This is a genomic window from Lactobacillus sp. ESL0700 (assembly GCF_029392095.1).
GTDB lineage: Bacteria > Bacillota > Bacilli > Lactobacillales > Lactobacillaceae > Lactobacillus.
In genome coordinates this window covers 1408847-1434799 of sequence record NZ_CP113930.1, presented here as the reverse complement: position 1 = coordinate 1434799, position 25953 = coordinate 1408847, and the positions used below count along the sequence as shown (strand labels likewise).

Genomic DNA, 25953 nt, shown 5'->3' with positions numbered 1-25953 from the left:
TTGATGAAGTTAATAATCGCAATTGTGCAAAAAGAAGATGCTAATCGACTGCAGCACACTTTTGTTAAAGAAAATATCCGTGCGACTAAATTAGCCACAACTGGTGGCTTTTTAAGCCAAGGAAATACAACGTTCCTGATTGGGATTGATGATGACCATGTAAAAGAAGTTTTACAGATCATTAAGGAAGAATCCAAGGCGCGCGAGGAATATATGAACTCCAACATGGTAGTGACCGGCTTTGACATGAACAGTCAGCCAATTAAGATTACTGTTGGCGGCGCAACCTGTTTTGTTTTACCAGTAGAAGCGTTTAAGCAGTTTTAATGGTTATTGATCTTACCCAGAAGGGTGCTAAAGAGGCAGCCTTTTTAAGACGTGCCTTTGAGCAAAAACAGTTAGCGCATAGTTATTTGTTTGTTGACCGTGATGAAGATGAGGCCGTAAATACGGCATATTGGCTTGCTTGCTTGTTTAATTGTACTGGCGAAAGTGAACAGCGGCCTGATGGTACTTGCCAAAATTGCCGGCAGATTATTTCGGGGAACCATCCGGATGTCTTGCTGGTAACAACCGCCGGCAAGCAGAGCTTAGGCATTGATCAGATTCGGCCATTAAAGGAAGAATTAGCCAAAAGTCCGGTTCAGAGCAGTCGCCGCTTTTTCATTATTAATGAAGCGCAAAAATTAACATTGCCAGCGGCCAATGCTCTGCTTAATCTTTTGGAAGAACCAATTGCTCCCGTTGTGACAATTTTGGTTACCAATAATGTGGACCAAATTTTGCCAACGGTGCGTTCCAGAACACAAATTATTAATTTTGTGTCTGACGAACAAGCTGATGGTAAAACCGCATTTTTAATTCAGAATGGCTTTACGAAAGACCAAATTCTTGAACTTGGCGACACGCACAAGTTGGATCAGGCAATTAAATATTTTTATCAGGAAATGCTGGAATACGATCTTTTATCAATCGTTAGCGCGCACCAACTAGCAGACTTGGGCAAAAGTAAAATTGCTCAGGATTATGTCTGGCTAATCTTGAAGCAGATGGCGCAGACAGAGTTAAATAGTAAAGATCAGCAGGCAGGAGCCAAAATGCTCAAAAATTTATTAGAAATTGACAAAATGCGCTATAGTAATGTTAATTTCCGCAACTTATTGGATTATCTGGCTTTGCAGTGGAAACGGTAGGTGGTTTGATGGTGGATTCTTATTCAAAGTTACAACAGCTTCACGATTCGATGATGAATATGACAAAGACAATCGAGAGCCTGGAAAATGATATTTTAGATACACTCAAGGAAAATACCGAGTTAAAGGTTGAAAATCAGCTTTTACGCGAAAAAATGGACAAAATGACAAACGCGAATGCTCATAATGGCACCATTAAGACGCAGAGCGGCTTGGAATCTTTACGGCAGATTTATAACTCGGGTTATCATATTTGCAACATGTATTACGGCTCACATCGTGATCCGAGCTCTGACTGCATGTTTTGTTTAGATATTCTTGATAATTTCGGCGAAAAGAAGAAAAAGAAAGTACGTTAAAGGACGGATATAATGCAGCGGCAAAGTAGTTATGCAGATGATAAAGGTAAGCTTTACTTGGTACCAACACCGATTGGTAACCTAGAAGATATTACGATTCGGGCTAAAAAAGTATTAACAGATGCGGACTATATTGCAGCAGAAGATACGAGAACTAGTGGCATTTTATTGGAAAAGATTGGCGTGCACAATCACATGCTGTCCTTTCATAAATATAATTCCAAGCAGCGCGCTCCTGAATTAGTTCAACTAATGCAAGAAGGAGCAGTAATTGCAGAAATTAGTGATGCGGGGATGCCCGTCATTTCTGATCCTGGTTACATTTTGGTTCAAGAATGTATCAAAAATAATATTCCGGTTGTTCCATTACCGGGACCATCGGCGTTTACAACGGCGCTGATTGCATCGGGTTTTGATGCTCAACCGTTTACCTATTATGGCTTTTTGCCACGTAAGGCTGGAGAACAAAAACCATATTTTGAAGAGATGGCTGCAGCCCATGCGACTTCAATTTTTTATGAAGCACCACATCGGCTGGTTAAGACATTGAAAAACATGGCAACGGTGTTTGCACCTGACAGGCAAATTGTGGCTGCTCGCGAATTAACCAAAATTCACGAGGAATTTGTTCGGGGGACAGTTGCCGAATTAAATGAGTACTTTTCTGAAAATGCACCACGAGGCGAATTCGTCATGCTGGTATCACCAAGCACAGCTGAAACTAAAAAACTAACGTGGCCGGAGTTAATTAAGCTGGTTGATGAGCAAGTGACGCAGGGTGAAAGCAAAAAGTCCGCCATTAAAAAAGTGGCACAGCTGAACAATGTTTCGAAAAATGAACTTTACGATCAATATCACCAAAACAGAGGCAATTAATGAAATATAGTGAACAAAAACGAATTGAATTTTATGAATGTGATGAAAATAAGCATTTAAAGCTGCCAGCAATGGTTGACTTAATGATGAGTGTTTCCGAACATCAATTAGGTAGCGGTGAGGCAAGTACCAATTCTTTGACTGAACGTGGCTTAGGCTGGGTTGTCACCCAATACCATATTGATGTTCAATCTTTGCCGCAACCCAATGACAAGATTACGGTAACTACTGATGCCATTGGTTATAATCGCTTTTTGGAGTATCGGAATTTTAGTTTCGTCGATGAACAAGGCAACGAGCTCATTACCGCCAAGAGTGAATGGGTCTTGTTTGACTTAAAGAAGCGCAAGATGGTGTCAACAGATGAACAAATGATGGCCGATTTAGGTATCCCATTATTGAAGAAGCTGCCTCGCTTCCCGCGCTTGCGGCCACAAACTGAATATCAAACAAAACGCCAGTACCGTGTTCGCTACGATGACTTGGATACTAACCACCACATGACCAATGGTCATTACTTTAGCTGGTTTATTGATACTTTAGATCGGGACTTTTTACAAAAGCACATTGTTCAAAGTATTGACATCAAGTTCAATCAGGAAGTAACGTACGGTCAGGAAGCATTTGCCTTAGTCAAGGTGGAAGATGATGGTCACGACATTAAGTCCGATCACGTAATTGAGGATGAGGAAAACAAACCTAGAGCCGTTTGTGAACTAACTTGGCGCAAAATATAATATAATTAATTGAGCATGACTGGTCGTCATGCTTTTTTAATGAGGGGAAGTGTTGGCTATGATTTCAAAAAAAGCTCTGAAATTGGAGCTGCGTGATTTAATTTTGCTTGGAGTCGTAATTGCAATCAAAATAATTTTGCATCGCTTTAGTATTGGAACAGCAGTTGTTCACGTCAGTCTAGATTTTATCGGCAGTGTGATGCTCGGCTTTATTTTTGGTCCCGTGTGGGGAAGCGTTGGCGGCGCGATTGGTGATTTGGCTTCTTCTGCGATTTTTGGTAATCAAGGTGGCTTTTTCATTGGTTTTACAATCAGCGCAATGGTCGGGCCACTAATTTACGGACTATTTTTTTATCATCGACCAGTTAAAATTTGGCGGATTATTTTGGCAACTTTGCTAGTTACGATCATTGTTAATCTTGGCCTAAATACTCTATGGGTGCACATTTTGTACGGCTTAAACTTTAATGCGGCCCTAGTTCAGCGGCTACCTAAAGAATTAATTACTCCTTGGGTGCAAATGTTTGTTATCTACTTTGTTTTGCAGGCCCTTTCTCGTGTTAAAATAAAAAGGTAGATTTTTTAAAAAGGGAAAAGTAATTTGAAATGAAAATTTTAAGTGTATCAACGGCCACCAATCACTTGAGCGTAGCCTTAAATGACGGCCAATCAGTTATTATTGAAAAAAGTGAACAGGATGAGCGCAATCATAGTGAGCATCTTGACCCGTTAATTAATGAAATTTTGCAGGAAAACAACTTGCAGCTCAAAGATATTGATCGCTTTGCCGTTGCGATTGGACCGGGTTCTTATACGGGATTGCGGATTGGCATTACCACGGTTAAGATGTTTGCTAGCATTTTAAATAAGGATGTTGTTGGCATTTCGACTCTGCAAGCTTTAGCTGCCAGCTGTATTGATGAAGATACATTGATTGTGGCCGGAATTGATGCCCGCAATGATAACTACTTTGCCGGTGGTTATGTTAATGAAGACGGGCAACCCGTTAATGTGCTGGCTGACGGTCACTATCATATTTCGGCTTTACTCGAAGCGGTTAAGGAATATTTGGCTGTTAAGCCGCTTAATAAAATTATTTTTGTCGGGTCTGGCTTTACTAAACAAGAAGAATTAATTAAGGCATTGGCTGTACCATTTAGCTACGGTACTGATGACCAAAATGTCATTCACGCTGGCTTGATTGGTAAATTAGCACTAGCAGCAACACCAACAGATCCCGACCAATTACTGCCAAATTATTTACGGCGGACGCAGGCAGAGGTCGATTGGCATAAGAAAACGGGTAAGCCGTTTGAGCCAGACAGTAATTATGTGGAAGAAGTTTAAGCAGCATAATTATTTTTCTCATTTTAAAAAACAGCCACTTAAGATAGAATTTCAGCCATTTGTGTTTGTCGTTGCTGGTCAGACTGTTCAAATTATGCGAGCAAAATTTGATGATATTTCCAATATGCTGCTGCTTGAAACTCAGGCTTATGATGGAGAAACTCCGTGGAATGCCGAGGTGTTTCAATCAGAACTAGCCAAGCCCAACCTGCTATATTTAGTCGTTTATCAGTCTTCAACCTTGATTGCTTATGGCGGCGTGCGCATTAATAAGCTTGAGGGGCACATAACTAACTTGACGGTTGCACCTAATTGGCAGGGTCAGGGCTTAGGCACACATTTAATGCAGATAATGATTGAATTGGCACAAAAGTGGGGCTGTGAATATGTCAGCCTCGAAGTTCGGGTAGATAACTTGGTAGCGCAAAAGCTGTACCGCCAGTTAGGCTTCAGTACAACTTTTGTACGACCAAATTATTATCAAGAGACGCAGACAGATGGCTTAAATATGGTGCTGAAATTAACACAAAAACAAGATAAGAAAGGGATTAAGTTTTGAGCAAACAAAAAGATATTCGGATTTTAGCTTATGAGAGTTCCTGTGATGAAACTTCGACAGCGGTTATTAAAAATGGCCGTGAGATTGAGAGTTTAATTGTGGCAACGCAAATTAAGAGCCATCAACGGTTCGGTGGGGTAGTTCCCGAGGTTGCTAGTCGCCATCATATTGAAGTGATTAGCCAAATTACTAAGGAAGCATTGGCCCAGGCGAATGCAACTTGGAATGATATTGATGCCATTGCCGTAACTTACGGTCCCGGACTTGTTGGCGCACTCTTAATTGGCGTTAGTGCAGCTAAGGCAGCATCGATGGCGACGGGAATTCCCTTAATCGGTGTCGATCATATCATGGGTCATATTATGGCAGCCCAATTAACGGATGAAATTGAATATCCGGCTCTTGCCTTGCAAGTTTCTGGTGGGCATACCGAAATTGTCTTATTGAAGGATCCAACTCACTTTGAAATTGTGGGTGATACCCGTGATGATGCTGCTGGAGAAGCCTATGACAAGATTGGGCGGGTTCTCGGCGTGCAATATCCGGCTGGTAAAACCATTGATGACTGGGCACATCAGGGTCAGGACACGTTTAACTTCCCACGGGCAATGATGGAAGATAACGATTATGATTTTTCATTTTCTGGTCTAAAGAGTGCTTTTATTAATACTTGTCACCATGCTGACCAGATTCACCAAGAATTGAACAAGTATGATCTAGCAGCCAGCTTCCAAGCTGCTGTTGTTGATGTATTAGCTCACAAAACTATTAGAGCAATTAAAGAGTATCAGCCAAAGACCTTTATTATGGGTGGCGGGGTCGCTGCCAATCACGGATTACGTGACCGCATGAGTCAAGAGATTGCGGCTTTGTCAGAAAATATGCGGCCTAAAGTGATTTTACCTGACCTGAAATTGTGCGGCGATAATGCGGCAATGATTGGTGCAGCAGCTTATAATTTGTATAACGAAGGCAAGTTTGCTGATATGACACTCAATGCTGATCCGTCACTAGAATTACCATATGCAAAGAGTATGCTCAATTAATAATGGGGAATAACAGTGTCATCCTGCAATCAAGCTAATCAACATGCAAAGCAGAAAATCCAGCAGCTATATCTTAAGATGATTAATGAAACGCCAAATCAACGGGTAAAAATAATTGATTTATGTAAAAGAGCGGGAATTAATCGCAGCACATTTTATTCATATTATTATGATGCAGATGAAGTTTTAGAGGAACTGCAAGTAATTCATATGAATGCATTGCAAAAGATCTTGGCTGATGACGCAATCAAACACCAAAATCTCAAACAAGCATTAACCAAAATTTTGACCTTAATCAAGCAAGAGCAGAATTTTTATTACTATTATTTTGTTACTAAAAATCAGGCAACTACATTAAATGTTCTTGATAATTCTGTCATTGTAGAAGAACTTAAACAGCAAAATAATGGTTGTGGTTCAGAAGAATTTATTTACGATCTTAATTTCTTTAATGGTGGAATGGCGGCAATAATCAAATTATGGCTAAAAAATGATTGCCAAACACCTGTCGCTAGTCTAGTAACGATTTTGCTTAATAAAATTAATAAGAATGCATAACCGATGTCAACCAACATTTCGCTAAAAAATGTTGGTTGTTTTAGTTTTCTGAGATTGTTAGCATGAAATAGTTCAATATTTAATTAAGGAGCTGTTTTATGTCAACTAAACAAAATAAGTTAACGACTAAACAAGCTAATCGTCTGTTTATCGTCTTACTGTTATGCTGCATTCTGAGTTCACTGATGCAAACATCGATAACAACGATTTTACCAGTGATTATGAAAAGTTTAAAAGTTAATGCAAGCCAAGGTCAATGGCTAACAAGTGCGTTTACTCTGACTATGGGAATTATGATTCCAGTAACGCCATTTTTACTTAAACGTTTTTCAACGCGTAAAATTGTGATTACTTCTTTAATACTTTTTAGCATGGGGTTACTAGTTTGTACTGTTGCCAATACTTTGACGATAATGATCTTAGGTCGTGTATTCCAAGCAGTTAGTTGTGGAATTTTCGTATCGTTAACGCAAGTTGTAATTGTTCAAATTTTTCCTGCACAATCTGTAGGAACGTACATGGGGATTTATGGATTAGCAGTAGGCGGTGTGCCTGTATTTTCGCCAACCTTGTCGGGTTATTTAACGGACAAATTAGGATACCGCGCAATTTTTAGCTTTGTTCTAGTAGTTACATTAATTGTTTTGTTGAATAGCTTAAGAAGTGTCAGTAACGTATCAACTGGTGAAAAATTGCGCTTAGATAACATCTCGCTACTGTTGTCAGTTATTGGCTTTGGTGGTTTAACACTTGGAATTGACCAACTCGGCAGTTACGATTATCGCAAATTTGCTGTACTGCTACTTTTAATTGCCTGCATCGCACTTATTGTGTTTTGCAGTCGGCAGGTTAAAGCTAAAAAGCCGTTCTTAAGTTTACAACCATTAAAAAATGCGGATTTTACCTTAGCATTGCTGGCAAGCATGATCTTGTATGCTGTGATGATGGCGGGCTCACTAATTTTGCCGCTATTTTTACAAAACATTCAAGGCTTTTCTTCGACAGCAACGGGATTGATTACTTTGCCCGGATCAATTGTCATGATGATTTTTAGTCCAATTTCAGGAAAATTATTTGATAAATATGGTATTAAACCAATTTTAATCATGGGTAGTCTTGCTCTATTTATTAGTTGCGTGGGTTTGGCAAATTTATCGTTTGGGACATCAACTTGGTATATTTCAATTGTTTACGCCTTTCGGATGCTAGCGATTTCAATGTTGATGATGCCGTTAGTAACTTGGGGGATGCTGAAAATTGATAGCAATTTGACTGCTCATGGGTCGGCTCTAATCAGTGCAATGCGGACATATGCTGGTGCGATTAGTATGGTTGCTTTTACAGGAATTATGACTAGCGTTGGTCATGGGAAAGTGACATTAGCAGGCATTAATGAATCATTTATCATTTTAAGCTTTTTGGCAGGATTACAAGTGTTATTAGTCGCTGTTTATCTAATTATGCAACGCAAAAACTCCTAAGAATTTTCTTAGGAGTTTTTTATTATTCAAATTATTTACCTAATTGATGCTTGTTCCCAAGCCGTTTCGATTTGGTTGTAATTTAGGTCTGCTGTTGTTGAAAATAATAATTTTGCTTTACTTAATTCTTCTTTTGCGCCAACACCAACTGATAGGCTGCCAGCACGATTGATTGCATCGATTCCAGCAATGGAATCTTCAATGCCAACGCAATCTTTTGGCGGCACACCAATTTCTTTTGCAGCTTGAAGAAAAATATCTGGTGCAGGTTTTCCAAGTTTAACTTCATTCGGGTTAGCTATGGCATCGAAATCTTGCCGTAAATCTAATTTTTCTAAAATTAAAGGAGCATTTAAACTTGCAGAAGCAAGTGAAAGCTTGACATCATGGCTCTTAAAATCACTAATTAATTTTTGGATTCCCGGTAAAATATCTTTTGGAGTTAAGTTGTTTAGTAAGTTTTGGTATGTTTGATTTTTTTCAGCGGCTAATTGCACAAATTGTTCTTTACTAACATCAATATTTAAAAAATTCAGGATAGCTTTTAAGGAATCTGCGCGACTAACACCCTTAGTTTGTTGTTCCAATTCATTAGGCAAATTTAATGAAAAATGATCCTTAATCAATTTGCGCCATGCTTGAAAATGATAAATCGATGTATCGGCAATAACGCCGTCCAAATCAAAGAGAACACCTTTCATGCAAAAACTTCCTTTCTTCTGGTAGTGGTGTTTGTTTTAATATCTGCTCAATTTTACTAAAGTCAGTATCGGAAATATTAATAAAGGGTAACATGGTATTTAGTTGCTTTAATGACATTGAACCTAAATTGTCTAAGTTTGTCTTGTCTTTAAAAAATGAAAATACTGAATTAATTGGCATCAGCTGTGTAAGTAATTCTGAATCACTCATTAATAATTTAACTGGCATGTTTAAAGCATAATGTTCAATATAGCTAGTTTGAGGTATAAAGGTAATATTAAATATGTCGTTTGTTAAAGTTAATTTGTCATCCGTCTTTAATCCATTAACCTTAATACTACCTTCTTGATAGTTAGGAAGCTCTAAATTAACGGTTTGTCCAAACGGAACTTCAAGTTTTATCTTTACGGTATGATTTTCATCAGTTTCCAATTGGTAATCTACTTTTAATTGACCATATGAACTTTCATAAAAGCCGGTAACATGCTTTAAACGATAGTCAAATTGTGGTGAAAGCAGGACACTTTGATAACCATTTGTTTGTTCTTTGAGCCCCAAAACATATTTGTATGCCCACTGCATAATTGCCCCAATGGAGTAATGGTTTAACGAGTTCATTCCTTCAGGATTCATCGAACCATCAGGTAATACAGAATTCCATCTTTCCCAAACTGTCGTTGCTCCTAAGTTAACTGCATATAACCAACTTGGAAAATCTTCATTTAAGAAAATTTGTGTTGCCAGTTTATGATACCCATTATCTGATAAGACCTGACAAATTATTGGTGTACCAACGAAGCCTGTTTTAAGATGATTATTATCTTTATTTAGTCTAGTAACCAAATCATTTACTATGCGCTTCTTTTGGTCTTCTGGAACTAAATTAAAGTACAGAGCTAACGCGTAAGCAGTTTGAGTATCAATTGCTAACCGACCATTTGGAGTAATGTATTCTTTACGAATTGCCTCTTTTATTTTTTTAGCCTTTGCTAAATATTTATCAGCTTCGTCTGTTTTAAGTTTAAGTACTTTAGCAGTTTTAGAGACAATTAAGGTTGAATAATAGTAATATACTGAAGCAATAAAATCTTCATCTGTTTTACCAGTTGGAAGTGCAGGATTTTCACCATCTAGTGAAAGCCAATCTCCAAATTGAAATTGTCCAGTCCAGAGATTTGGTGTTGAACTGTGAGCACTAATCCAGTCAACCCATGCTTTCATGCCTGAATAATTTTGTCTTAAAATTGCAGGATCACCAGTAGATAAATATGCTGTCCACGGAATAATAGTAGCGGCATCGCCCCAAACGGCAGCACCACCATCATCGACACCCATAGCTGGGGCGTACATTGTTAACATGCCATGATGTTCTTTTTGTTCAATCAGCATATCTTTAGCATATTTTTTAAAGAAAGCATAACTGTTCATGTTTAAAACAGCTGTTCCTGAAAAGACATCCGCATCTCCAGACCAGCCTAGGCGTTCATCACGCTGAGGGCAATCTGTTGGTACATCCATAAAGTTGCTCTTTTGTCCCCAAAGAACATTTTGAAACAGACGATTAACTTTTGAATTATTTGTAGTAATGCCGCCAGTGATTTTCATATCAGAGTACATAACATTTGAACGAAAATCAGCTGCAGAAATCGGTTTAGTCAAACCTGTAACTTTGACATAGCGATAACCATAGTAAGTAAAGTGGGGCCGCACCCATTTTTCTTTGCCATCCGATGTATAAACAAAAGCAGCTCTAGCTTCACGTAAATTGTCACGATAGAAGTTGCCGTTTTGCAATATTTCTCCCATCTGCAATTTAACAGTCGTTCCAGTAGGTTCATGATTTAAAAATTCTGGCCAACCTGCATGGTTCTGACCAAAGTCTAAAACCGTTTCCCCTTTTGGAGTATGAATGATTTTTTTAACTGGCAAAAATTCATGATTCTTAATTGGTAAACTTAGTCGATCATGCAAAGACGCAAATGAATGATCAATTTCTACTGCTGGTTGCCAATTAGTGATGGCAATTCTGTCATCATAATCTTCACCATAATAAATTGCTGATTTAGTGATCTTACCAGCAGTTGTTTGCCATGAATGATCGCTTAATATTACATCACTTGTACCATCTTGGTAGTTAATGTGTAGTTCAGCTAGCGCCATTTGTCTTGAGCCGTAGATATTATCTTTGCCACCATCGAAGCCGAAGTTTCCTTTATACCAGCCATCACCAAGGGAAATCAGCAGTTCTTGCTGTGAGTTATTAGTTATAAAATTGTCGATATCGTAAGTTTGGACTTGGATTAATTTATCGTAGGCTGTTACACCAGGAGCGAGAAATTCATTACCAATTTTTTGGCCATTAAGATAAGCTTCATATAAACCAAGACCAGTAATGTACAACCGAGCACTCTTAATTGGCTTGTTAATTTTAAAATGTTTCCGCAATAGTGTATTTTGTAAATTACTGTTCGAGTTACCAATCCACTTACCTTTAAAAGCTTCAGACATTTTTCCTGTTTCAAAAAATGTTGAACCTTCGCTAATTTCATCGGCTTGCTTTAATTGAACAGTTACTGTGTAGCGAGTACGAGGTTTTAAGGGAATAGCTTCATCAAAAACATTATTGTCGTAGCTTTGCCAAGATGAATCAAAAATTGGACTATCTGTTTTGATAATTAATCTTTTTTGAACCGAATCAACTTTGTTTTCAACTGCAGCACAAAATTCTATTCGAACTCTATTACCAAAATCAAAACCAATTGGTTCATGCATATGATTGATTGAAATTTCTGAAATTTGCATTGACGATCACATTTTCTTTTATAGTCTGGTTTCAAAGCGGCCACAGAATGGATCAATGGGATTATGGCCCAAGAATTCTTCTTTACCCATTAATTTTCGCAGAACTGCATCAATGGTTACATCATTTCCGGTATAAGCATTGATATAAGTGGAAACCATTGGAATATCGAATAGGTGATATGGATTGCACATTGATACAAAGACAGTTGGGATGCTGCGCATAAACCAAGGTGCATCAGCTGCCATTAGGTGAATCCAATCAATTCTGGTTGTGGTTTGATTGCTAGCTGTTTCTACATTTGCAATGTATAAGGCAAGGTCGAACTTGTCCTTTTCATCTTGCAGACCGCCTTCAAATACTTCATAAAAGTCTAAATTTTGGCGGTCAAATACTGAAACTTGAAAACCAAGTGCTTCTAATTTCTTCTTGAATTTAGCAGTTACTTGGCCACCTTCTTTAAAGCCACCATCATCAGTATCGCCTAAGACAACAAGGCGTAAGCGTGGATATTTTTGAGGAGTGATAGGTAGAATTTTGTCTCGATCTTTAACTAAAGTTACAGATTTTCTGGCAACTTCAGCAGCAAGCTTTTCATGTTCAGCTAATTTCAAATCAAACTTAGCTGGTGCTGGTTCAAGTAGTTTGCAGTTGGTATCCATTACTTTTTGAGCAACTTTGGTAGCGATAATTCGTGTGACTGCTTCATCTATTCGCTCTACTGAAAGAGTACCGTCATTTACTGCATCTTTGATAAACTGATAATCTTCATCAATGTTTTTATTGAATAAAATCATATCAATTCCGGCGTTAATTGTTGTTGGCAGAGCTATAGAACGCGGCATGATGGCATTGTAGCCAATCATTGGTGTTGCATCAGTGATTGTTAAACCATTAAATTTTAAAACTTTACGTAATAAACCATTGATCAGTAACTTAGAAGTAGTGGCAGGTCGTAAATCCTTGTCTTCAATTCCTGGTTCTAATTTTCGTTCCCAAGCAGGCTGCATAATGTGAGCAATCATGATACTTGGCAGGCCATTTTCGATCAAATGATGATAAATTTGACCATAAGATTCCATCCAATCTTCAGCGGATAAAGAATTGATTGAACTGAGTAAGTGCTGATCACGTTCATCAACACCATCTCCAGGGAAGTGCTTAGCAACAGGAATAATATTATTGCTTTTCAAACCGTTAATTTCTGCATCGGCCATTTTAATGACGGTATCTTCATCGCTGCCAAAGGTACGTGTGTTCATAATGGGATTACGAAAATTTTCATCAAGGTCAACAATTGGTGAAAAAGACATGTTTCCGCCAACTTGTTTGGCTTCATATCCAGAAACATCGCCAAGGTTGTAAGCTGATTGTGGATCATTGGTTGCAGCTGCCTGCATTGGCCGAGCAAACCAAGTACCCTCACTGATTAAGCCATTACCACCAGCTTCAAGGTTAGCAGAAATAAATAGTGGAATTTCGCTTTCTTTTTGGATGGTTTCAATTTCATGTTGTAATTTTTTAGCTTTATCAGGTCGATACATAATTCCACCTGGTTGATATTTATTGATGAAGTCCTTTAGATTAGTTGTATCTTCATCTTGCCCAATTACGAAAAACAACTGACCTATCTTAGCATCTATTGTCATGCTTGCAACTTTCTTTTGAACAAAGTCAATTTGCTCAGTAGTTAAGTTGTAAGGCTTTTTAGTTAAATCTGTCATAGTTTACCTCTATCCATTATTTGATAATTATTGAATTTAGGTTTAGTTTATCTTACTGTTTAATAGTATACTATCGTTAAAAAACATAAGAACTGTGTTTATTTCACAGATTTATAGTATGGCTAAAGAGGAAGCAATTTGACTAATAAGCTAATTAATTATTTACGTACGAAAAATCATCAGCGAAGCTGGGATGATGTTTTCGCAGAAATTAAAGATAACGGGAAAATAGCTCATAAAGTACGAATGGTTGATGGCGAGCCAGTATATCAATTTTATGATACGTATTCGGATGATTTGATTTTGAATAGTAGTGCAATTACTATTTCTGTTCAACCAGTTGAATCATTTATTCCTTTTCATATTCATGATTATGTGGAAATTATGATTCCACTAGTTGAAGATTGTGAGATTGTTTTAGAGCATACTAAGATTAAAGTTAAGCAAGAGGACATTATTTTTATGGGTAACCAGACAATTCATCAGGTTAAACCGATTAGCAAGAAGGGAATTGTTGTAAATATAGCTTTGAAAACCTCGGCCTTTTCTTTAAATGAACTGAATTTTTTGCAGGCAAAAGAGAGTGGCTCGGCAATTTCAAACCTGCTGTTCTCTTTATTATCAGATGAAGAATATGGGGAAGGGCGTTACAGCTTATTTGAACTAAATCATAATCAAAAGATAGTTGATTTAGTTTATGACATTATCGGCGAATACTATTTTCCAGAGATTCAATCAGATCAAATTATTAAATTGGAAATGTTGACGTTGTTTTCTCGCCTAATTCGGCAAGTCAATTATTCTGACATTAAGGTAAAAAGTAATCAACGCCAAAAGAATAATCTTCTTTCATTGTTGCTATATATTGAAAGAAATTATAAAGACATTACTCTTACCGAGATGGCAGCTAATTTTGGCTTTAATCCCAATTATTTGTCTGATTATTTGCAAAAGCATACTGGTAAAACATTTATCAACCTAGTTCATTTGCAAAGAGTGAATGTAGCAGCGAGGTATTTAAGTTATACGAATGCGTCTATTGCAAAAATTTCTAATAAAGTCGGTTATGAAAATCCATCATACTTTTATAAAATTTTTAAAAAATATTTTGGTATGTCACCGGCTGAGTATCGATTAAATACTAGATCAAGCGGTGTTTCTCGATATTAGAATTTTTGCTTATTTAAATACTAATCTGTAAAATGAACATATTTTTTCTGGCTTTTGAATATTGTGCTCTATGAACAACACTAATATACTAAAATCACAAATGAAAGCGAATTAGTTTAGTTAGGAGTACAAAAATAAAAATGAAAAATTTCCAAACATGGCTAGAAAAAACTTTAGTCCCGTTTTCAAATAAATTAGGACAAAATAAAGTCCTTCAGAGTATTTCATCTGGTATGGTAATGACTTTGCCAGTAACAATTGGTGCATCAATATTTTCGATTTTTGCAAGTTTTCCAATAAAACCAGTTGCTGATTGGTTTAATAAAATTGGTGTTACACCATCTATGACGGCAATCGTTAATGGAACAATGAATATTTTAGCCGTATTCATTGCTTTTACAATTGCATATAATTATGCTCAAAAGTGTAACGAAAATGGTGTGACCGCTGGATTATTCAGTTTAGCAAGTTTCTTTGTCTTGGCTCCTCAGATTATACCTGGTAAAAAGCCAATCAATGCTTTTCAAATGTCTTATATGGGCAGTGAAGGAATTATTGTGGCAATTATTTTATCGATTTTAATTGGTGTTTTTTATGTTAAATTAAGCCATAATAAAAAATTGGTTATTAAAATGCCTGATTCAGTTCCTAGCATGGTAAGTTCATCAATTGAGCCTTTATTAATTGGTATTATTATTTTTATTACCGTATTTATTGTTAGAGTAATTTTTGACTATTCTTCTTTCGGTAATGTATTTGATTTTGTAAATAAATTGATTACAACACCGTTATTACATGTTGGCGGTTCCCCAATAACTTTAATCTTAATTATGGCTTTATCGAATTTACTGTTTACATTTGGTATTCACCCAGCAGCAATTCAATCCGTGATTATTCCGTTGGTTATTTCAATGATGGTAGGTAGTGCACCAGCCTTTCAAGCTGGTAAAACTATTCCATACCTAAGCAACTTAGTTGTTTTTGCCTTTACAAATAATGATGCTGCTGGTGCTACATTGAGTTTAGTATTGATTGGTTTGCTCTGGGGTAAATCAAAACGCTATAAGAAATTCTTTAAAGTTTCTGCTTTACCAAATTTATTTAATATCAATGAACCGATAATCTTTGGTATGCCAATTGTTTTAAATCCGATTATGTTTATTCCGTTCATTCTTTCATCTTTTGTATCTAGTGGCGTTGCATTATTAGCAGTTAAGATAGGTTTTATTACAAGTTATAACCCGAGTTTAGGAATGGGTATGCCTTGGACAATGCCTAAAATTATTGCAGATACAATGATTATGGGTTGGCAAGGTGCAGTCATTTGGTTGATTAACTTTGGCTTAATGATGCTTATTTATTTACCATTCTTTAAGGTTGCTGACAAACAAGCCCTTGATGAAGAAAATAGTAAGGAAGAATAATATGCAATATCAATTAAAAGATGACTTCCCTTCAAATTTTTTATGGGGTGCGAGTACTTCTGCTTTTCAAGTAGAAGGAGCAGCTAATGAAGATGGTAAAGGATTAACAGTTGCTGATTTGCGTTCGCAAAAAAGTAAGTATCTGGATACTTCAGTTTCAGTTGATCATTATCATCATGTTGAAGAAGATATTGACCTAATGGCAAAGTTGGGCTTAAAAAGTTATCGCTTTTCAATTTCATGGGCTCGCATTTTTCCTAATGGAAATGATGCTAAACCAAACCAAAAGGGAATTGCCTTTTATAATAAATTAATAAATCTGCTAATTAAAAATAAAATAGAACCGATTGTTACACTTTTCCATTTTGATTTTCCAGAATCTTTAGTTGAGCAATATGGTGGTTGGGCAAGTAGAAAAGCTATAGATGATTATTATCACTATGCAAAAACGATTTTTGAATTATTTGGAGATCGTGTAAAGTATTGGTTAACCATTAACGAACAGTCACTGCTTGCGAATGTTCCTTCAATGAATGGAATAACAGCCGATAATGTACATGACTTAAGACAAAAGGGAGAAAATTCCAACTATAATATGTTTTTAGCACAAGCTAGAGTATATTCTCTTTGTCACAAAATGTTTCCAAATTCTAAAATTGGACCGGCAGTTTCTTACATGACGAACTTTCCATATGATCATACTTCAGCTAATACTTTGAAGAGTAAATCGATGGAAGATATGATCTCATTTATAGACATGGATGTTGCTATCCGTGGTGAATTACCATCTTACTATTTGCGTTACTTGAAAGACAGTGGTTTAACGTTAGATATTCATGAAGAAGATGCAAATATTTTAAAAGAGGGTAGAGCAAATTATTTGGGATTAAATTGGTACTCTACTTCTGTATTTAAGCTAAGCAATGATCAAAGCCCTAAAATGCTTGATGGTGTAATATCTAATGTTGAGAAAATTACTGATACGCGTTTAATGAATTCTGAATGGGATTTTTCTTATGATCCAGTTGGGCTTAGGTTAGCGTTACAAGTAGTTAATGATCGTTTTCCTGGTATTCCAATTGTCATTACTGAATGTGGTTGGCCTGAGCATGAAGAGCTAGAAAATGGTAAGGTTCACGATCAAAAAAGAATTAAATACCTAAATGGTCATATTTTTGAATTGCGCGAGGCCATAAAAGATGGTGTTAATGTAATATCATTCAATCCATGGTCTTTTATGGATTTGTTAAGTGTTAATGATGGTGTAGATAAAAGATATGGTTTAGTTTTTGTTGATCGTGATAATTATTCTGAAAAGCAGTTAAAACGATATCCTAAAGATAGTTACTATTTTTATCAAAAAGTAATAAAAGAAAATGCTAAAAATGTCACCAAAAGAGAGGTTAATGGAGAATTTTAAAATGGCTAAAAAAACAATTATGTTGTGCTGTGCTGCTGGAATGAGTACTAGTTTGTTAGTAACAAAAATGCAAAAAGCAGCTCAAGAGCAAAATAAGGATGTTGAAATTTTTGCTGCTCCAGCATCTGAAGCTGATAGTAAAATGTCTGAAAAGAATATTGATTGTATTTTACTTGGACCTCAGGTTCGCTACATGGAAGATGACTTTAAGAAAAAAGTAGAAGGAAAAAATGTTGGACTAGCTGTAATTGATATGCAAGCATATGGAATGATGGATGGTGCAAAAGTTTTGGCACAAGCATATCAATTAATGGAAGATAGATGATTTAATATTTGCTACTTTTATTAATTTAGTAGAACAATAAAAGGCATGAGGAAAACTCATCAAAAAGGAATGTTAGGATAAAAACTAACATTCTTTTTTTAAGATTTTATTTGAATTTAAGAATTGTAAATTAGTATTATTTGCTAGTGACTTTTGGAGTTCTAAGTTATCGTTTATGATAGTTGAAAAATTTCGGTTAAAATACTAGGTACAATTAACGAAGATTATTTAACTTTATAAGGATAGATAGCAAATAAAGATTGGCTTTAAAACTATTAATCAAAATTCAAAGTAGCTATATTATGATTTGAAGTAATATGGTAATCTACAAGTGTGACAAGAAGATTGAACATTTTTATTCCTAACATCTTGTCTATTTAAACTATTTGGTAATCAAATCGCTAAACGAGCAAATTAAGAAACTAATTATTATGAGGTAAAATTATGCAAATTGAAAAATTTAATTTAGATAAAAATAATCCTGACGTTACTTTAACAGCATATTTATTAGATGATTCACCTGAAATGCTCAAAGGAACGCCACGACCAGCATTAATTATTTGTCCAGGAGGAGGATATTTTAGTTGTTCTGATCGTGAAGCAGAACCTGTGGCAATGTATTTTGCTAATCAGGGTTACCATACTTTTGTACTTAGATATACAACCTATTCTAAAGGTAGCTTAGCTATGCCAGATTTATCTAAGCCATTACCAGAAAAGAAAGAATCACAATATCCGAGACAAATTCGGGAATTAGGACAGTCAATGCTGTTGATAAGAAAGAATGCTGAAAAATGGCATGTTGATTCTAAAAGGATCGGAGTATGTGGCTTTTCAGCGGGTGGCCATGTTGCAGCATTGTACTCAACTGTATTTAATGAGCCAGTTTTGACTGATTACTTGGGAGCTACTGCAAAAGAATTACGTCCAGCAGTTACAATTTTAGGCTATGCAATTACTGATTATCATTTATTGGATCAGGATGTAAAGGCTAAAAAAGACTCACCAATGGATTATGCATTTATGAAAGCTTCAAATGTTGCCTTTTTGGGTCAAGAATTTCCTGATGAGGAAACAGAACGAGAAGTGAGTCCTGTTGATCACGTTGATAGTGATACACCTCCGTTCTTTATCTGGACAACTGCTACTGATCCCTTGGTTACACCAATTAATTCTTTAAACTTAGCAAAAGTATTAGCAGAACATAAGATTCCTTATGAAATTCATATCTTTGGTGAAGGTGGTCATGGCTTAAGTTTAGGTACTCAAGCAGTTGCTGAAGCAAAATCACAAATAAATCCGAAAGTTGGTCAATGGACAACTTTGTGTACTAAATGGTTAGAAAAGTATTTTGCACTTGATTTACCTGAAAAAAGTGATTTTGAAAAAATTTAGGAAAAAGGCTTTATAGCGTAAGCTATAAAGCTTTTTTGTGGAGTTTGCTATATTTAATATTTATTTGTTTGCGCTTACTTTAATAGTATGCTACACTTTTTTGTGAAAAAGGTAATATAAAAATACATATATATATAAATTTGAAGTTAGGAGAATTTACGTATGGCAGAATATCAAGGCAAAGCCCAAGGATTTCATGGTACTGTAAGTGCTGAATTGGAAATTGCTGACAATAAAATTGTAAGTGTAGCAGGTGATTATGCTAAAAATACAGTCGGTAGTTTAGCAATTGATCGAGTTAAAAGTGAAATTTTAGCAAAGAATTCTGTTGATGTTGATGCAATTTCTGGTGCTACCTTTAGTTCTACTGCATACAGGGATGCAGCCAAAAAAGCATACTTAGTTTATCAAGGAAAGATGGCTGCTGAAGAAGCCGCTGATCCAAATGTTGAATTACCCAAAGCAGTTAAGTCTGATGTGGCAACTGGTGCTTCGGAATATCATGGTAAGAAGGCAATTTGGAATACATCCCCAGCAAAACGCCAAGTTTACTTAACTGAAGATACCCAATTTGATGAAAGCTATGATGTCGTGATTGCCGGCGGTGGTGGTGCTGGTTTAGCAGCTGCCGCTCAAGCCTCAAGTGAAGGGCTATCAGTTTTACTTTGTGAAAAAGCTGGCCTTGTTGGTGGCTCAACAAGCTATTCAGGCGGAGTAATTCAAGCAGCTGGCACAAAGTATCAAAAGAAATATTCACAATATCAGGATGATAATCCGCAAAAGCATGCACAATATTGGATTAAAGCCGGAGAAGAAACAGTTGATGAAGATTTAGTCAAGGACTTGGCTGAAGGTGCACCTAAGAACATCGAATGGCTAGCAAAACTAGGAATCAATTGGAATAGCATGTATGGTAATTGCCATATTCCTTACATTAATGATGATATTTTTGCCGATCGAATTCACGTATATGAAGGCGGTGGAATGGCCGGTAATGGAGCAATTCTGTCTAAAGTCTTGTTAGATGAAGCCAAAAAGAATGGGGCTGAATTTTGGTATAATGCACCAATTGTTTCATTAATTTTTGACCAAGAAAAAAATAAAGTCGTTGGTGTACAAGTTAAACAAAATGAAACTTTAAGAAATGTAAAAGCCAAAAAAGGTGTTGTGTTGGCTACTGCTGGAATTGATAACAATCCAAGCTTGGCATTTAAACTGAACCGGCAACACTATGATGACTTGCAACATAAGACATGCTTGTCGGCTAAGTCCGATACAGGTGATGGCATTATCATGGGGATGTCTGTTGGTGGAGCAATCACTGGAATGGGTGGCTGCATTGACTTTGACGGCAAGACTGGCAATGGGACAGATGACCGGATGCCTACAATTCCAGCCATTTTTGTAAATGGTGCAGGCAAGAGATTTGTTTGTGAAGATGCTACCTACGCTTATCAATATCGGGCTATTTTTGAGCAAGAAAAACAGTTGGCCCATCCTACTTATATGATTTTTGGTGAAAATTCGATTGAGGAAAAAGGTAGTCCTTGGACTAAGGACACTTTAGCTAAAGATGTACAAGCGGGGATTGTTTTAAAGGCAAATAGTTTAGAAGAATTAGCTGAACTGATTGATGTGCCTGCTGATAGTTTAGAAGAAAGTGTCAATGTATGGAATCAGGCTGCAGCAAGTGGTCATGATTCATCATTTGCACGGCAAACCGGACTAAAAGCAATTAGTGGTCCATATTATGCCTTTAAGAATGCGGCTACGAATTTAGGTTCAATTGGTGGCTTGAAGATTACTACCGACTGTCAAGTAGTCGATAATTTCGAAGAACCAATAACTGGTTTGTATGCAGCAGGGCTAACAGCTGGTGGCTGGTTAGGGCCTTATTACCCTGGTTCCGGTACAGCAGTTTCCGGGATTATTCATCAGGGAAGAAAGGCTGCGATGGCCTTGGCTAAACTTTAATATTAGATAAATTATAAAATTTCACTTAGGACTAGCTGACGATATTTTATCGGAAGCTAGTTCTTTTTGCTTTCAATCAAAATGCCAATTCTGTATCTTTTCCGGAATTTACCTAAAATAAAACCCCGAAATCAGGTAGTCCTAATTTCGGGGTTCAGATTATAATCAATTTTCCATTATTCAAAATTATCTAATTCAGTTAATGCTTGCTCCCAATCTTCGTTGGCTTTGTCTAATTCGGACTGAGTAGCAGTGAGGTCCTCTTGCAGGGGTCCTAATTTACCAAAGTCAGAAGCAATATCGGGATTGGCCATTTGCGTTTGAATTTCTTGTGCCTTTTGTTCCAATTCTTCAATTTTGGCTTCAATGTCTTCTACCTGACGTTGCAACTTGCGCTTTTGTGAGTCGCGCTGTTTTTGTTCTTGGTATGACAGTTTAGTAGAATTAGCAGCAGTGGTTTCTGGCGCAGCATCCTGATCCTGACTAGCAGTAGTTACTGCATTAGCTGATGCAGCAGTTTGTTTTGCCTTTTCATCTAAGTAGTAAGAATAGTCACCTTCGTAAATTTTGGCATGACCATCTTGAACGGCAACAATCTTATTGGCTAACTGATTGATAAAGTACCGGTCATGGGAGACAAAGAGCAGGGTACCGTCAAACTTTTGCAAAGCTTGTTCCAGCACCTCTTTAGCTTCAATATCCAAGTGGTTGGTCGGCTCGTCCATCAGCAAGAAGTTGTTATGCTCAAGTGATAAAACGGTTAAGGTCAACCGCGCCTTTTGACCGCCAGACAATTGCCCAACTGTCTTGTCGATGTCTTTAGCAGTGAATAGAAAACTGGCCAAGATTGACCGGACATCACGCTCAGGCATTGTCTTATGTCGATCCCAAATTGTATCAAGCACGGTTTTGCCTGGGTCAAGTTGTTGCAACTCTTGATCGTAGTAGCCAATATCAAGAGAAGCGCCGTACTTGATTGAACCATTTTTGGGAGTTAAATCTTTCATGATTGTCTTTAAGAGAGTGGATTTACCAATCCCGTTAGGTCCAATAACTGCAACCCTGTCACCCTTATTAACCTGAAAAGAAATATCCTGCACCATTGTTTTGGTTGGATAACCAATTGACAAGTGACTGAGAATCAAAACTTCTTTACCAGATGGTCGCTCACTCTTGAAGGTGATGCGCACCTTGCTTTTATGCTTAGGTGGCTTAATTCGCTCGATTTTTTCGAGTTGCTTGCGCCGGCTCTGTGCTCGCTTGGTCGTGGTGGCCCGAACAATGTTCTTTTGGATGAATTCCTCATCTTTTTTGATTTTATCCTGTTGCTTTTCGTAAGCTTCTTCTTGCTGGCGGTCGCGCAATTCTCGTTGGGCAACATAATCGGAGTAGTTACCCTTGAATGCGGTCAGTTTACCAAATTGTAATTCAAAAATTTGGTTAGCAAGATGATCCAAAAAGTACTGGTCGTGGGAAACAACCAAAATGGCGCCTGAATAACCTTTAAGAAAGTTCTCGAGCCAGTCCAATGTGTCTAAGTCGAGGTAGTTGGTCGGTTCATCAAGTAAGAGTAGTGGCGGCTTTTGCAGTAGCAATTTAACAAAGGCCAAACGCGTTTTCTCACCACCAGAAAGACTGCCAATTACCTTGGACCACGTATCTTCAGGAAATTTAAAACCGTTTAAGATGCTCTTAATATCGGATTGATATGTGTAGCCACCTTGCTGCTCAAAGTTAAATTGCATTTGGTCATATTGCTTGAGCAGGGTCTCATCTTCGGGATGGTTAGCAATTTTTTCCTGCATTGCCTGGATGGTTTCACTCATTTTAATTAATGAAGCAAAAACTCCCAGCATTTCGTTCCAGATAGTTTTGGTTTCATCGAGGCTATTTTCCTGAGCAATGTAGCCGACAGCGATTCCCTTGTTAATTGTAAATTCGCCGTGGGTTGCGTCTTCTTCGCCTGTCATAATCTTAAGCAGCGTCGTCTTGCCGACCCCATTAGGGCCAACAAGACCGATGCGTGCGTTTGCGTCAATTGAAAAGTTTACGTTTTTAAATAAAGTATTGGCACCGAATTGTTTTTCTAAATCGTGCCCTTGTGCAATTATCATATTTTTCACCTAGAAACCATTTTAGCATAATAACTTTACTTGTTGGGGCTATATTATAGGAAAAAACAGGATAGCATTTTTGCTATCCTGTTTGTGATTATTACTTCTTTTGGTTTCTTTGTGCTAGTTTTTGATTGATCCGTTTGACCGACAAGTGCTGGTATGTGAACAAAGTTAGCCAAATAAAGAGATAGAGTCCAATAACTGATGTCCACGCAAGAGGTGAATGGCTGAAGGTTGCTAACCAACCATTGTATGCCGTCATGGCAAACACTAAGATTACTGTGCCGCAGAAGTGAACTAATAAGGTTAAGATAGACAGGCCGTAAAAGTCGAAAATTTCAGTCAAAGTCCCAATCAAAAAGCTCATCAGCCAAACACTAATAATATTCTGCGCTGTCGGAAGTGTTGTTTGCCATTTAAATAAAAGAAAGACTAGGTATGAAAACGAGCCAAAGCCGATACCAATAATTCCTTCTGTGATAATGTTGGCGAATGTTTTTTTCATGATATCCTCCTAGATGCCCAAGAAAGTCATTAAACTTTTGACATATTTACGACTAATGCTAGTTTTGATGTCGTTCGTTAATTTTGCCGTTAAATTTCCAGAGAAACTGTCCTCAAGCGTTAATAAATGGTCAACATTGATAATTGCATGCCTTGAAATTTGCAAAAAGTGGTCATGATTGAGCTTCTCGCCGAAGTGACTCAGAGTTTCTTTAGTCTGCAAAACACTGTTAGTTGTATAGATTAGCAGGGTGTTGTCGACAATATCCACCAAGATGATACTTTTACTTTTGACCATGAAAATTTGGTCAATTGCCTTGATCGGAATAATGTCTGTTTTATTATTTTCTGCAAAATGCTCAAGGTACTGCAAAATATCAAGCGTCTGCGCCTGCTTACTTGCTGCCTTTACAATCACCGTGGGATTCTCTGGACTAATAGATGAATCTTCTTGGAACTTAATTTGCACATTATGCCTCCCTAGGATTAAATTTTTGTGTTAGATAATCAATTATAATAACTGCTAATAAAATTGCAAATGTGATTGTCAGTGTTTCTGGTATTGTCAATAAATGGTTGTGCCACTCTAATCTGATGCCCATATCTTTGACAAAGCGCGTCCGTAAATTAGCGGGAACAGTGTTACCGACAAACAAGCGGCGGTAAAGTGAGGCGACATAAGTTGCCGGAGTTAACTTCATTACTAGTTGTGCGGCCTTGGGTGCGATACCTAGTGGGATGTAGGACCCAACAAGGAAGCCGCTGGCTGTACCAATTATTAAGTTAACTTGGGTAAGTGTGGCAAAGGTCTTAATGAAACTAACTAATAAATCATTGCAGATGGCACTTAATAGGGAGCTAACAAGAATAATTATCAAGATAATCGGTAAGTTAGACCAAGTAAATGCAAGATTATCAGTTTTGATAAAATAGGCCAACATAAATATTAGCAAAATGATTTGTAATAAGCTTCCAACAATGACGCTACTAATTAGATAGCTCAGCCTAATTTGCCACTTGCTGCGCTCGGTTAAGGAGAGGTCTTGCAAGATATTATTTTCACGATCTGAAACAACAGACGATAGTCCGGTCAAGGTGGTAGTGATGCTTGCCACGGCTAAAGTTCCGCCCATTTGCCAATTATCCAAAATCTGCTGGATATTGTTAATGTGTGGTAGTGAGCTTTTTAGCGTTTGCTTTAAGAAAACGATGTACAGGGCAAAGGTGATTAAGGCGCCTAAAAGTGAAAAGAAGGCGCGAGCCCGATTTCGGGAAAATAAGGTCAGATTTCTTTTAACTAGATAATACATTAGGCTACCTCCCAACCAGTGATGTTCATGAATGCCGTTGAAATATCTCCGGGAGAATATGAAAACTCTGCTAAATAAGGTTTAACTACTTCCAAAATCTGCAGTGCTTGCTGCGAAGATGCTGGTTTAATTAAAAAATTGCATTTCTCTTGTTCAAAAGGAATTGTTAGTTGATTTAGTAGGGTAATTAATTGCTCTGGCGCAGTAGGTTGCAAATGGAGCTGGTTTTCCGCATGTTGCTTAATAATCTCTTGGGTAGTACCCGAAGCAATAATTTGGCCATGCGCTAAAACGTAACAATAATCCGATTCTTTAGCTTCTTCAAGGTAGTGGGTTGTCAGCAGGATTGTTAATTGTTGCTGCTTTTGCAATTTAAGGATTAATTTCCAAATTGCTGTGCGTGTCTGCACATCTAGTCCTGTTGTGGGCTCATCCAAAAACAAAATATCCGGATTGTTTAATAATGCACGAGCAATATCAACGCGTCGTTTTTGACCTCCTGAAAGAGTGCCGTACCGCTGGTTAACAAAGTTGCGTAAACCTAGCTGGCTTTCTAATTCGTTAATTCTAGTTAAAGGACAGTTCTTGTATTGGTGCACACGGACGACCAAGTTTTCATAGACAGTTAGTTCGGGATCCAAAACACTATTTTGAAAGACAACCCCAATTTTGGTGTTCGCGTCAGTGATCATTTCACCTGAAGTTGGTTGCTTTAGGCCAACCAGCATGTTAATTAGGGTGGACTTGCCAGCACCATTGGTTCCAAGTAACGTGACGAAGCTGCCACGTTTCAGTTCAAGATTAACTTTGTTAACCGCCAACTTGTTTTTGTACTTTTTAGATAAATTTTTAGTTTTAAGTAACATTTTTTGCTCCTTTGTGTAAATTACTGGATTAGTTTATGAATTTACAATGTTTTTGTCAGGAAAAAC

General features: G+C 37.2%; 25 protein-coding genes. 17 read left to right on the top strand and 8 right to left on the bottom strand.

The window, feature by feature from the left end; translation table 11 throughout:
- Positions 1–3 precede the first annotated feature (3 nt).
- The 11 genes from OZX63_RS06810 (at position 4) to OZX63_RS06760 (ending at position 8156) form a co-directional block, all read left to right on the top strand.
- Positions 4–327 (top strand): cyclic-di-AMP receptor, encoded by a 324-nt coding sequence (locus tag OZX63_RS06810; RefSeq protein WP_277131676.1) that lies wholly within the window; start codon positions 4–6, stop codon positions 325–327.
- Complete coding sequence (locus OZX63_RS06805) at positions 327–1193, top strand: DNA polymerase III subunit delta (protein WP_277142634.1); 867 nt, start codon at positions 327–329, stop codon at positions 1191–1193. The genes OZX63_RS06810 and OZX63_RS06805 overlap by 1 nt, the downstream gene beginning before the upstream one ends.
- 11 nt (positions 1194–1204) lie before the next feature.
- Positions 1205–1552 carry a DNA replication initiation control protein YabA gene (gene yabA, locus OZX63_RS06800; RefSeq protein WP_277131673.1) on the top strand — a complete coding sequence of 116 codons (348 nt, stop codon included), beginning with the start codon at positions 1205–1207 and terminating at the stop codon, positions 1550–1552.
- A gap of 12 nt (positions 1553–1564) precedes the next feature.
- Positions 1565–2428 (top strand): 16S rRNA (cytidine(1402)-2'-O)-methyltransferase, encoded by an 864-nt coding sequence (rsmI, locus tag OZX63_RS06795; protein WP_277142632.1) that lies wholly within the window; start codon positions 1565–1567, stop codon positions 2426–2428.
- A complete protein-coding gene (locus tag OZX63_RS06790; RefSeq protein ID WP_277142630.1) occupies positions 2428–3165 on the top strand; it encodes an acyl-ACP thioesterase domain-containing protein in 738 nt (245 codons plus the stop codon). Before rsmI ends, OZX63_RS06790 begins: the two co-directional genes overlap by 1 nt.
- Before the next feature lie 58 nt (positions 3166–3223).
- Positions 3224–3742, top strand: coding sequence for a folate family ECF transporter S component (locus OZX63_RS06785; RefSeq protein ID WP_277142628.1), 519 nt, complete (start codon positions 3224–3226; stop codon positions 3740–3742).
- A gap of 29 nt (positions 3743–3771) precedes the next feature.
- Positions 3772–4512 carry a tRNA (adenosine(37)-N6)-threonylcarbamoyltransferase complex dimerization subunit type 1 TsaB gene (tsaB, locus tag OZX63_RS06780; RefSeq protein WP_277142626.1) on the top strand — a complete coding sequence of 247 codons (741 nt, stop codon included), beginning with the start codon at positions 3772–3774 and terminating at the stop codon, positions 4510–4512.
- Positions 4478–5071 carry a ribosomal protein S18-alanine N-acetyltransferase gene (rimI, locus tag OZX63_RS06775; RefSeq protein WP_277142623.1) on the top strand — a complete coding sequence of 198 codons (594 nt, stop codon included), beginning with the start codon at positions 4478–4480 and terminating at the stop codon, positions 5069–5071. Before tsaB ends, rimI begins: the two co-directional genes overlap by 35 nt.
- Positions 5068–6117 carry a tRNA (adenosine(37)-N6)-threonylcarbamoyltransferase complex transferase subunit TsaD gene (tsaD, locus tag OZX63_RS06770; protein ID WP_277142621.1) on the top strand — a complete coding sequence of 350 codons (1050 nt, stop codon included), beginning with the start codon at positions 5068–5070 and terminating at the stop codon, positions 6115–6117. The genes rimI and tsaD overlap by 4 nt, the downstream gene beginning before the upstream one ends.
- Before the next feature lie 15 nt (positions 6118–6132).
- On the top strand, positions 6133–6675 hold the full coding sequence (locus tag OZX63_RS06765; RefSeq protein WP_277142619.1) for a TetR/AcrR family transcriptional regulator: 543 nt from the start codon (positions 6133–6135) through the stop codon (positions 6673–6675).
- A gap of 98 nt (positions 6676–6773) precedes the next feature.
- Positions 6774–8156, top strand: coding sequence for a DHA2 family efflux MFS transporter permease subunit (locus OZX63_RS06760; protein WP_277142617.1), 1383 nt, complete (start codon positions 6774–6776; stop codon positions 8154–8156).
- Between the two features lie 35 nt (positions 8157–8191).
- On the opposite strand, the gene pgmB is transcribed toward OZX63_RS06760, so the two are convergent.
- Genes pgmB through OZX63_RS06745 form a run of 3 tightly spaced genes read right to left on the bottom strand, consistent with a single transcriptional unit; the run spans position 8192 to position 13382 of the window.
- Positions 8192–8857 carry a beta-phosphoglucomutase gene (gene pgmB / locus OZX63_RS06755; protein ID WP_277142615.1) on the bottom strand — a complete coding sequence of 222 codons (666 nt, stop codon included), beginning with the start codon at positions 8855–8857 and terminating at the stop codon, positions 8192–8194.
- Positions 8838–11660: an alpha-L-rhamnosidase gene (locus tag OZX63_RS06750; protein ID WP_277142613.1), complete on the bottom strand. Its 2823-nt coding sequence runs from the start codon at positions 11658–11660 to the stop codon at positions 8838–8840. The genes pgmB and OZX63_RS06750 overlap by 20 nt, the downstream gene beginning before the upstream one ends.
- A gap of 18 nt (positions 11661–11678) precedes the next feature.
- Positions 11679–13382 (bottom strand): glycoside hydrolase family 3 N-terminal domain-containing protein, encoded by a 1704-nt coding sequence (locus OZX63_RS06745; protein WP_277142611.1) that lies wholly within the window; start codon positions 13380–13382, stop codon positions 11679–11681.
- Between the two features lie 138 nt (positions 13383–13520).
- On the opposite strand from OZX63_RS06745, the gene OZX63_RS06740 reads away from it, so the two are divergent.
- The 6 genes from OZX63_RS06740 (at position 13521) to OZX63_RS06715 (ending at position 21090) form a co-directional block, all read left to right on the top strand.
- A complete protein-coding gene (locus OZX63_RS06740; protein WP_277142609.1) occupies positions 13521–14552 on the top strand; it encodes an AraC family transcriptional regulator in 1032 nt (343 codons plus the stop codon).
- A gap of 140 nt (positions 14553–14692) precedes the next feature.
- The gene (locus OZX63_RS06735; protein ID WP_277142607.1) at positions 14693–15976 is read left to right on the top strand and encodes a PTS transporter subunit EIIC; all 1284 of its coding nucleotides are present in this window, start codon (positions 14693–14695) and stop codon (positions 15974–15976) included.
- Between the two features lies 1 nt (position 15977).
- Positions 15978–17396: a glycoside hydrolase family 1 protein gene (locus OZX63_RS06730; RefSeq protein WP_277142605.1), complete on the top strand. Its 1419-nt coding sequence runs from the start codon at positions 15978–15980 to the stop codon at positions 17394–17396.
- A gap of 1 nt (position 17397) precedes the next feature.
- Positions 17398–17721, top strand: coding sequence for a PTS sugar transporter subunit IIB (locus OZX63_RS06725; protein WP_277142604.1), 324 nt, complete (start codon positions 17398–17400; stop codon positions 17719–17721).
- Between the two features lie 444 nt (positions 17722–18165).
- The gene (locus OZX63_RS06720; RefSeq protein ID WP_277142602.1) at positions 18166–19116 is read left to right on the top strand and encodes an alpha/beta hydrolase; all 951 of its coding nucleotides are present in this window, start codon (positions 18166–18168) and stop codon (positions 19114–19116) included.
- Positions 19117–19278: 162 nt separating this feature from the next.
- Positions 19279–21090: an FAD-dependent oxidoreductase gene (locus OZX63_RS06715; RefSeq protein WP_277142600.1), complete on the top strand. Its 1812-nt coding sequence runs from the start codon at positions 19279–19281 to the stop codon at positions 21088–21090.
- Between the two features lie 176 nt (positions 21091–21266).
- Here the strand turns inward: OZX63_RS06715 and abc-f are convergent, their stop codons facing one another.
- The 5 genes from abc-f to OZX63_RS06690 form a co-directional block, all read right to left on the bottom strand.
- Entirely contained in the window at positions 21267–23204 is a 1938-nt protein-coding gene (gene abc-f, locus OZX63_RS06710) for a ribosomal protection-like ABC-F family protein (RefSeq protein ID WP_277142598.1), read from the bottom strand.
- A gap of 100 nt (positions 23205–23304) precedes the next feature.
- Positions 23305–23712, bottom strand: coding sequence for a DUF3021 domain-containing protein (locus OZX63_RS06705; RefSeq protein WP_277142596.1), 408 nt, complete (start codon positions 23710–23712; stop codon positions 23305–23307).
- A 9-nt stretch (positions 23713–23721) separates the two neighbouring features.
- Entirely contained in the window at positions 23722–24180 is a 459-nt protein-coding gene (locus OZX63_RS06700) for a LytTR family DNA-binding domain-containing protein (protein WP_277142594.1), read from the bottom strand.
- 1 nt (position 24181) lies between these two features.
- Complete coding sequence (locus OZX63_RS06695; protein WP_277142592.1) at positions 24182–25021, bottom strand: ABC transporter permease; 840 nt, start codon at positions 25019–25021, stop codon at positions 24182–24184.
- A complete protein-coding gene (locus tag OZX63_RS06690) occupies positions 25021–25887 on the bottom strand; it encodes an ABC transporter ATP-binding protein (RefSeq protein ID WP_277142590.1) in 867 nt (288 codons plus the stop codon). The genes OZX63_RS06695 and OZX63_RS06690 overlap by 1 nt, the downstream gene beginning before the upstream one ends.
- Between the last annotated feature and the right edge of the window lie 66 nt (positions 25888–25953).

Excerpts from the sequence above, each read along its gene's own strand:
- OZX63_RS06705 (WP_277142596.1), bottom strand. The coding sequence starts at position 23,712 with ATGAAAAAAACATTCGCCAACATTATCACAGAAGGAATTATTGGTATC.
- OZX63_RS06785 (WP_277142628.1), top strand. The coding sequence starts at position 3,224 with ATGATTTCAAAAAAAGCTCTGAAATTGGAGCTGCGTGATTTAATTTTG.
- rsmI (WP_277142632.1), top strand. The coding sequence starts at position 1,565 with ATGCAGCGGCAAAGTAGTTATGCAGATGATAAAGGTAAGCTTTACTTG.
- OZX63_RS06805 (WP_277142634.1), top strand. The coding sequence starts at position 327 with ATGGTTATTGATCTTACCCAGAAGGGTGCTAAAGAGGCAGCCTTTTTA.
- tsaB (WP_277142626.1), top strand. The coding sequence starts at position 3,772 with ATGAAAATTTTAAGTGTATCAACGGCCACCAATCACTTGAGCGTAGCC.
- OZX63_RS06725 (WP_277142604.1), top strand. The coding sequence starts at position 17,398 with ATGGCTAAAAAAACAATTATGTTGTGCTGTGCTGCTGGAATGAGTACT.
- OZX63_RS06695 (WP_277142592.1), bottom strand. The coding sequence starts at position 25,021 with ATGTATTATCTAGTTAAAAGAAATCTGACCTTATTTTCCCGAAATCGG.
- OZX63_RS06730 (WP_277142605.1), top strand. The coding sequence starts at position 15,978 with ATGCAATATCAATTAAAAGATGACTTCCCTTCAAATTTTTTATGGGGT.
- OZX63_RS06715 (WP_277142600.1), top strand. The coding sequence starts at position 19,279 with ATGGCAGAATATCAAGGCAAAGCCCAAGGATTTCATGGTACTGTAAGT.
- OZX63_RS06810 (WP_277131676.1), top strand. The coding sequence starts at position 4 with ATGAAGTTAATAATCGCAATTGTGCAAAAAGAAGATGCTAATCGACTG.
- OZX63_RS06790 (WP_277142630.1), top strand. The coding sequence starts at position 2,428 with ATGAAATATAGTGAACAAAAACGAATTGAATTTTATGAATGTGATGAA.
- OZX63_RS06760 (WP_277142617.1), top strand. The coding sequence starts at position 6,774 with ATGTCAACTAAACAAAATAAGTTAACGACTAAACAAGCTAATCGTCTG.
- OZX63_RS06735 (WP_277142607.1), top strand. The coding sequence starts at position 14,693 with ATGAAAAATTTCCAAACATGGCTAGAAAAAACTTTAGTCCCGTTTTCA.
- pgmB (WP_277142615.1), bottom strand. The coding sequence starts at position 8,857 with ATGAAAGGTGTTCTCTTTGATTTGGACGGCGTTATTGCCGATACATCG.
- OZX63_RS06745 (WP_277142611.1), bottom strand. The coding sequence starts at position 13,382 with ATGACAGATTTAACTAAAAAGCCTTACAACTTAACTACTGAGCAAATT.
- abc-f (WP_277142598.1), bottom strand. The coding sequence starts at position 23,204 with ATGATAATTGCACAAGGGCACGATTTAGAAAAACAATTCGGTGCCAAT.
- OZX63_RS06720 (WP_277142602.1), top strand. The coding sequence starts at position 18,166 with ATGCAAATTGAAAAATTTAATTTAGATAAAAATAATCCTGACGTTACT.
- OZX63_RS06750 (WP_277142613.1), bottom strand. The coding sequence starts at position 11,660 with ATGCAAATTTCAGAAATTTCAATCAATCATATGCATGAACCAATTGGT.
- OZX63_RS06690 (WP_277142590.1), bottom strand. The coding sequence starts at position 25,887 with ATGTTACTTAAAACTAAAAATTTATCTAAAAAGTACAAAAACAAGTTG.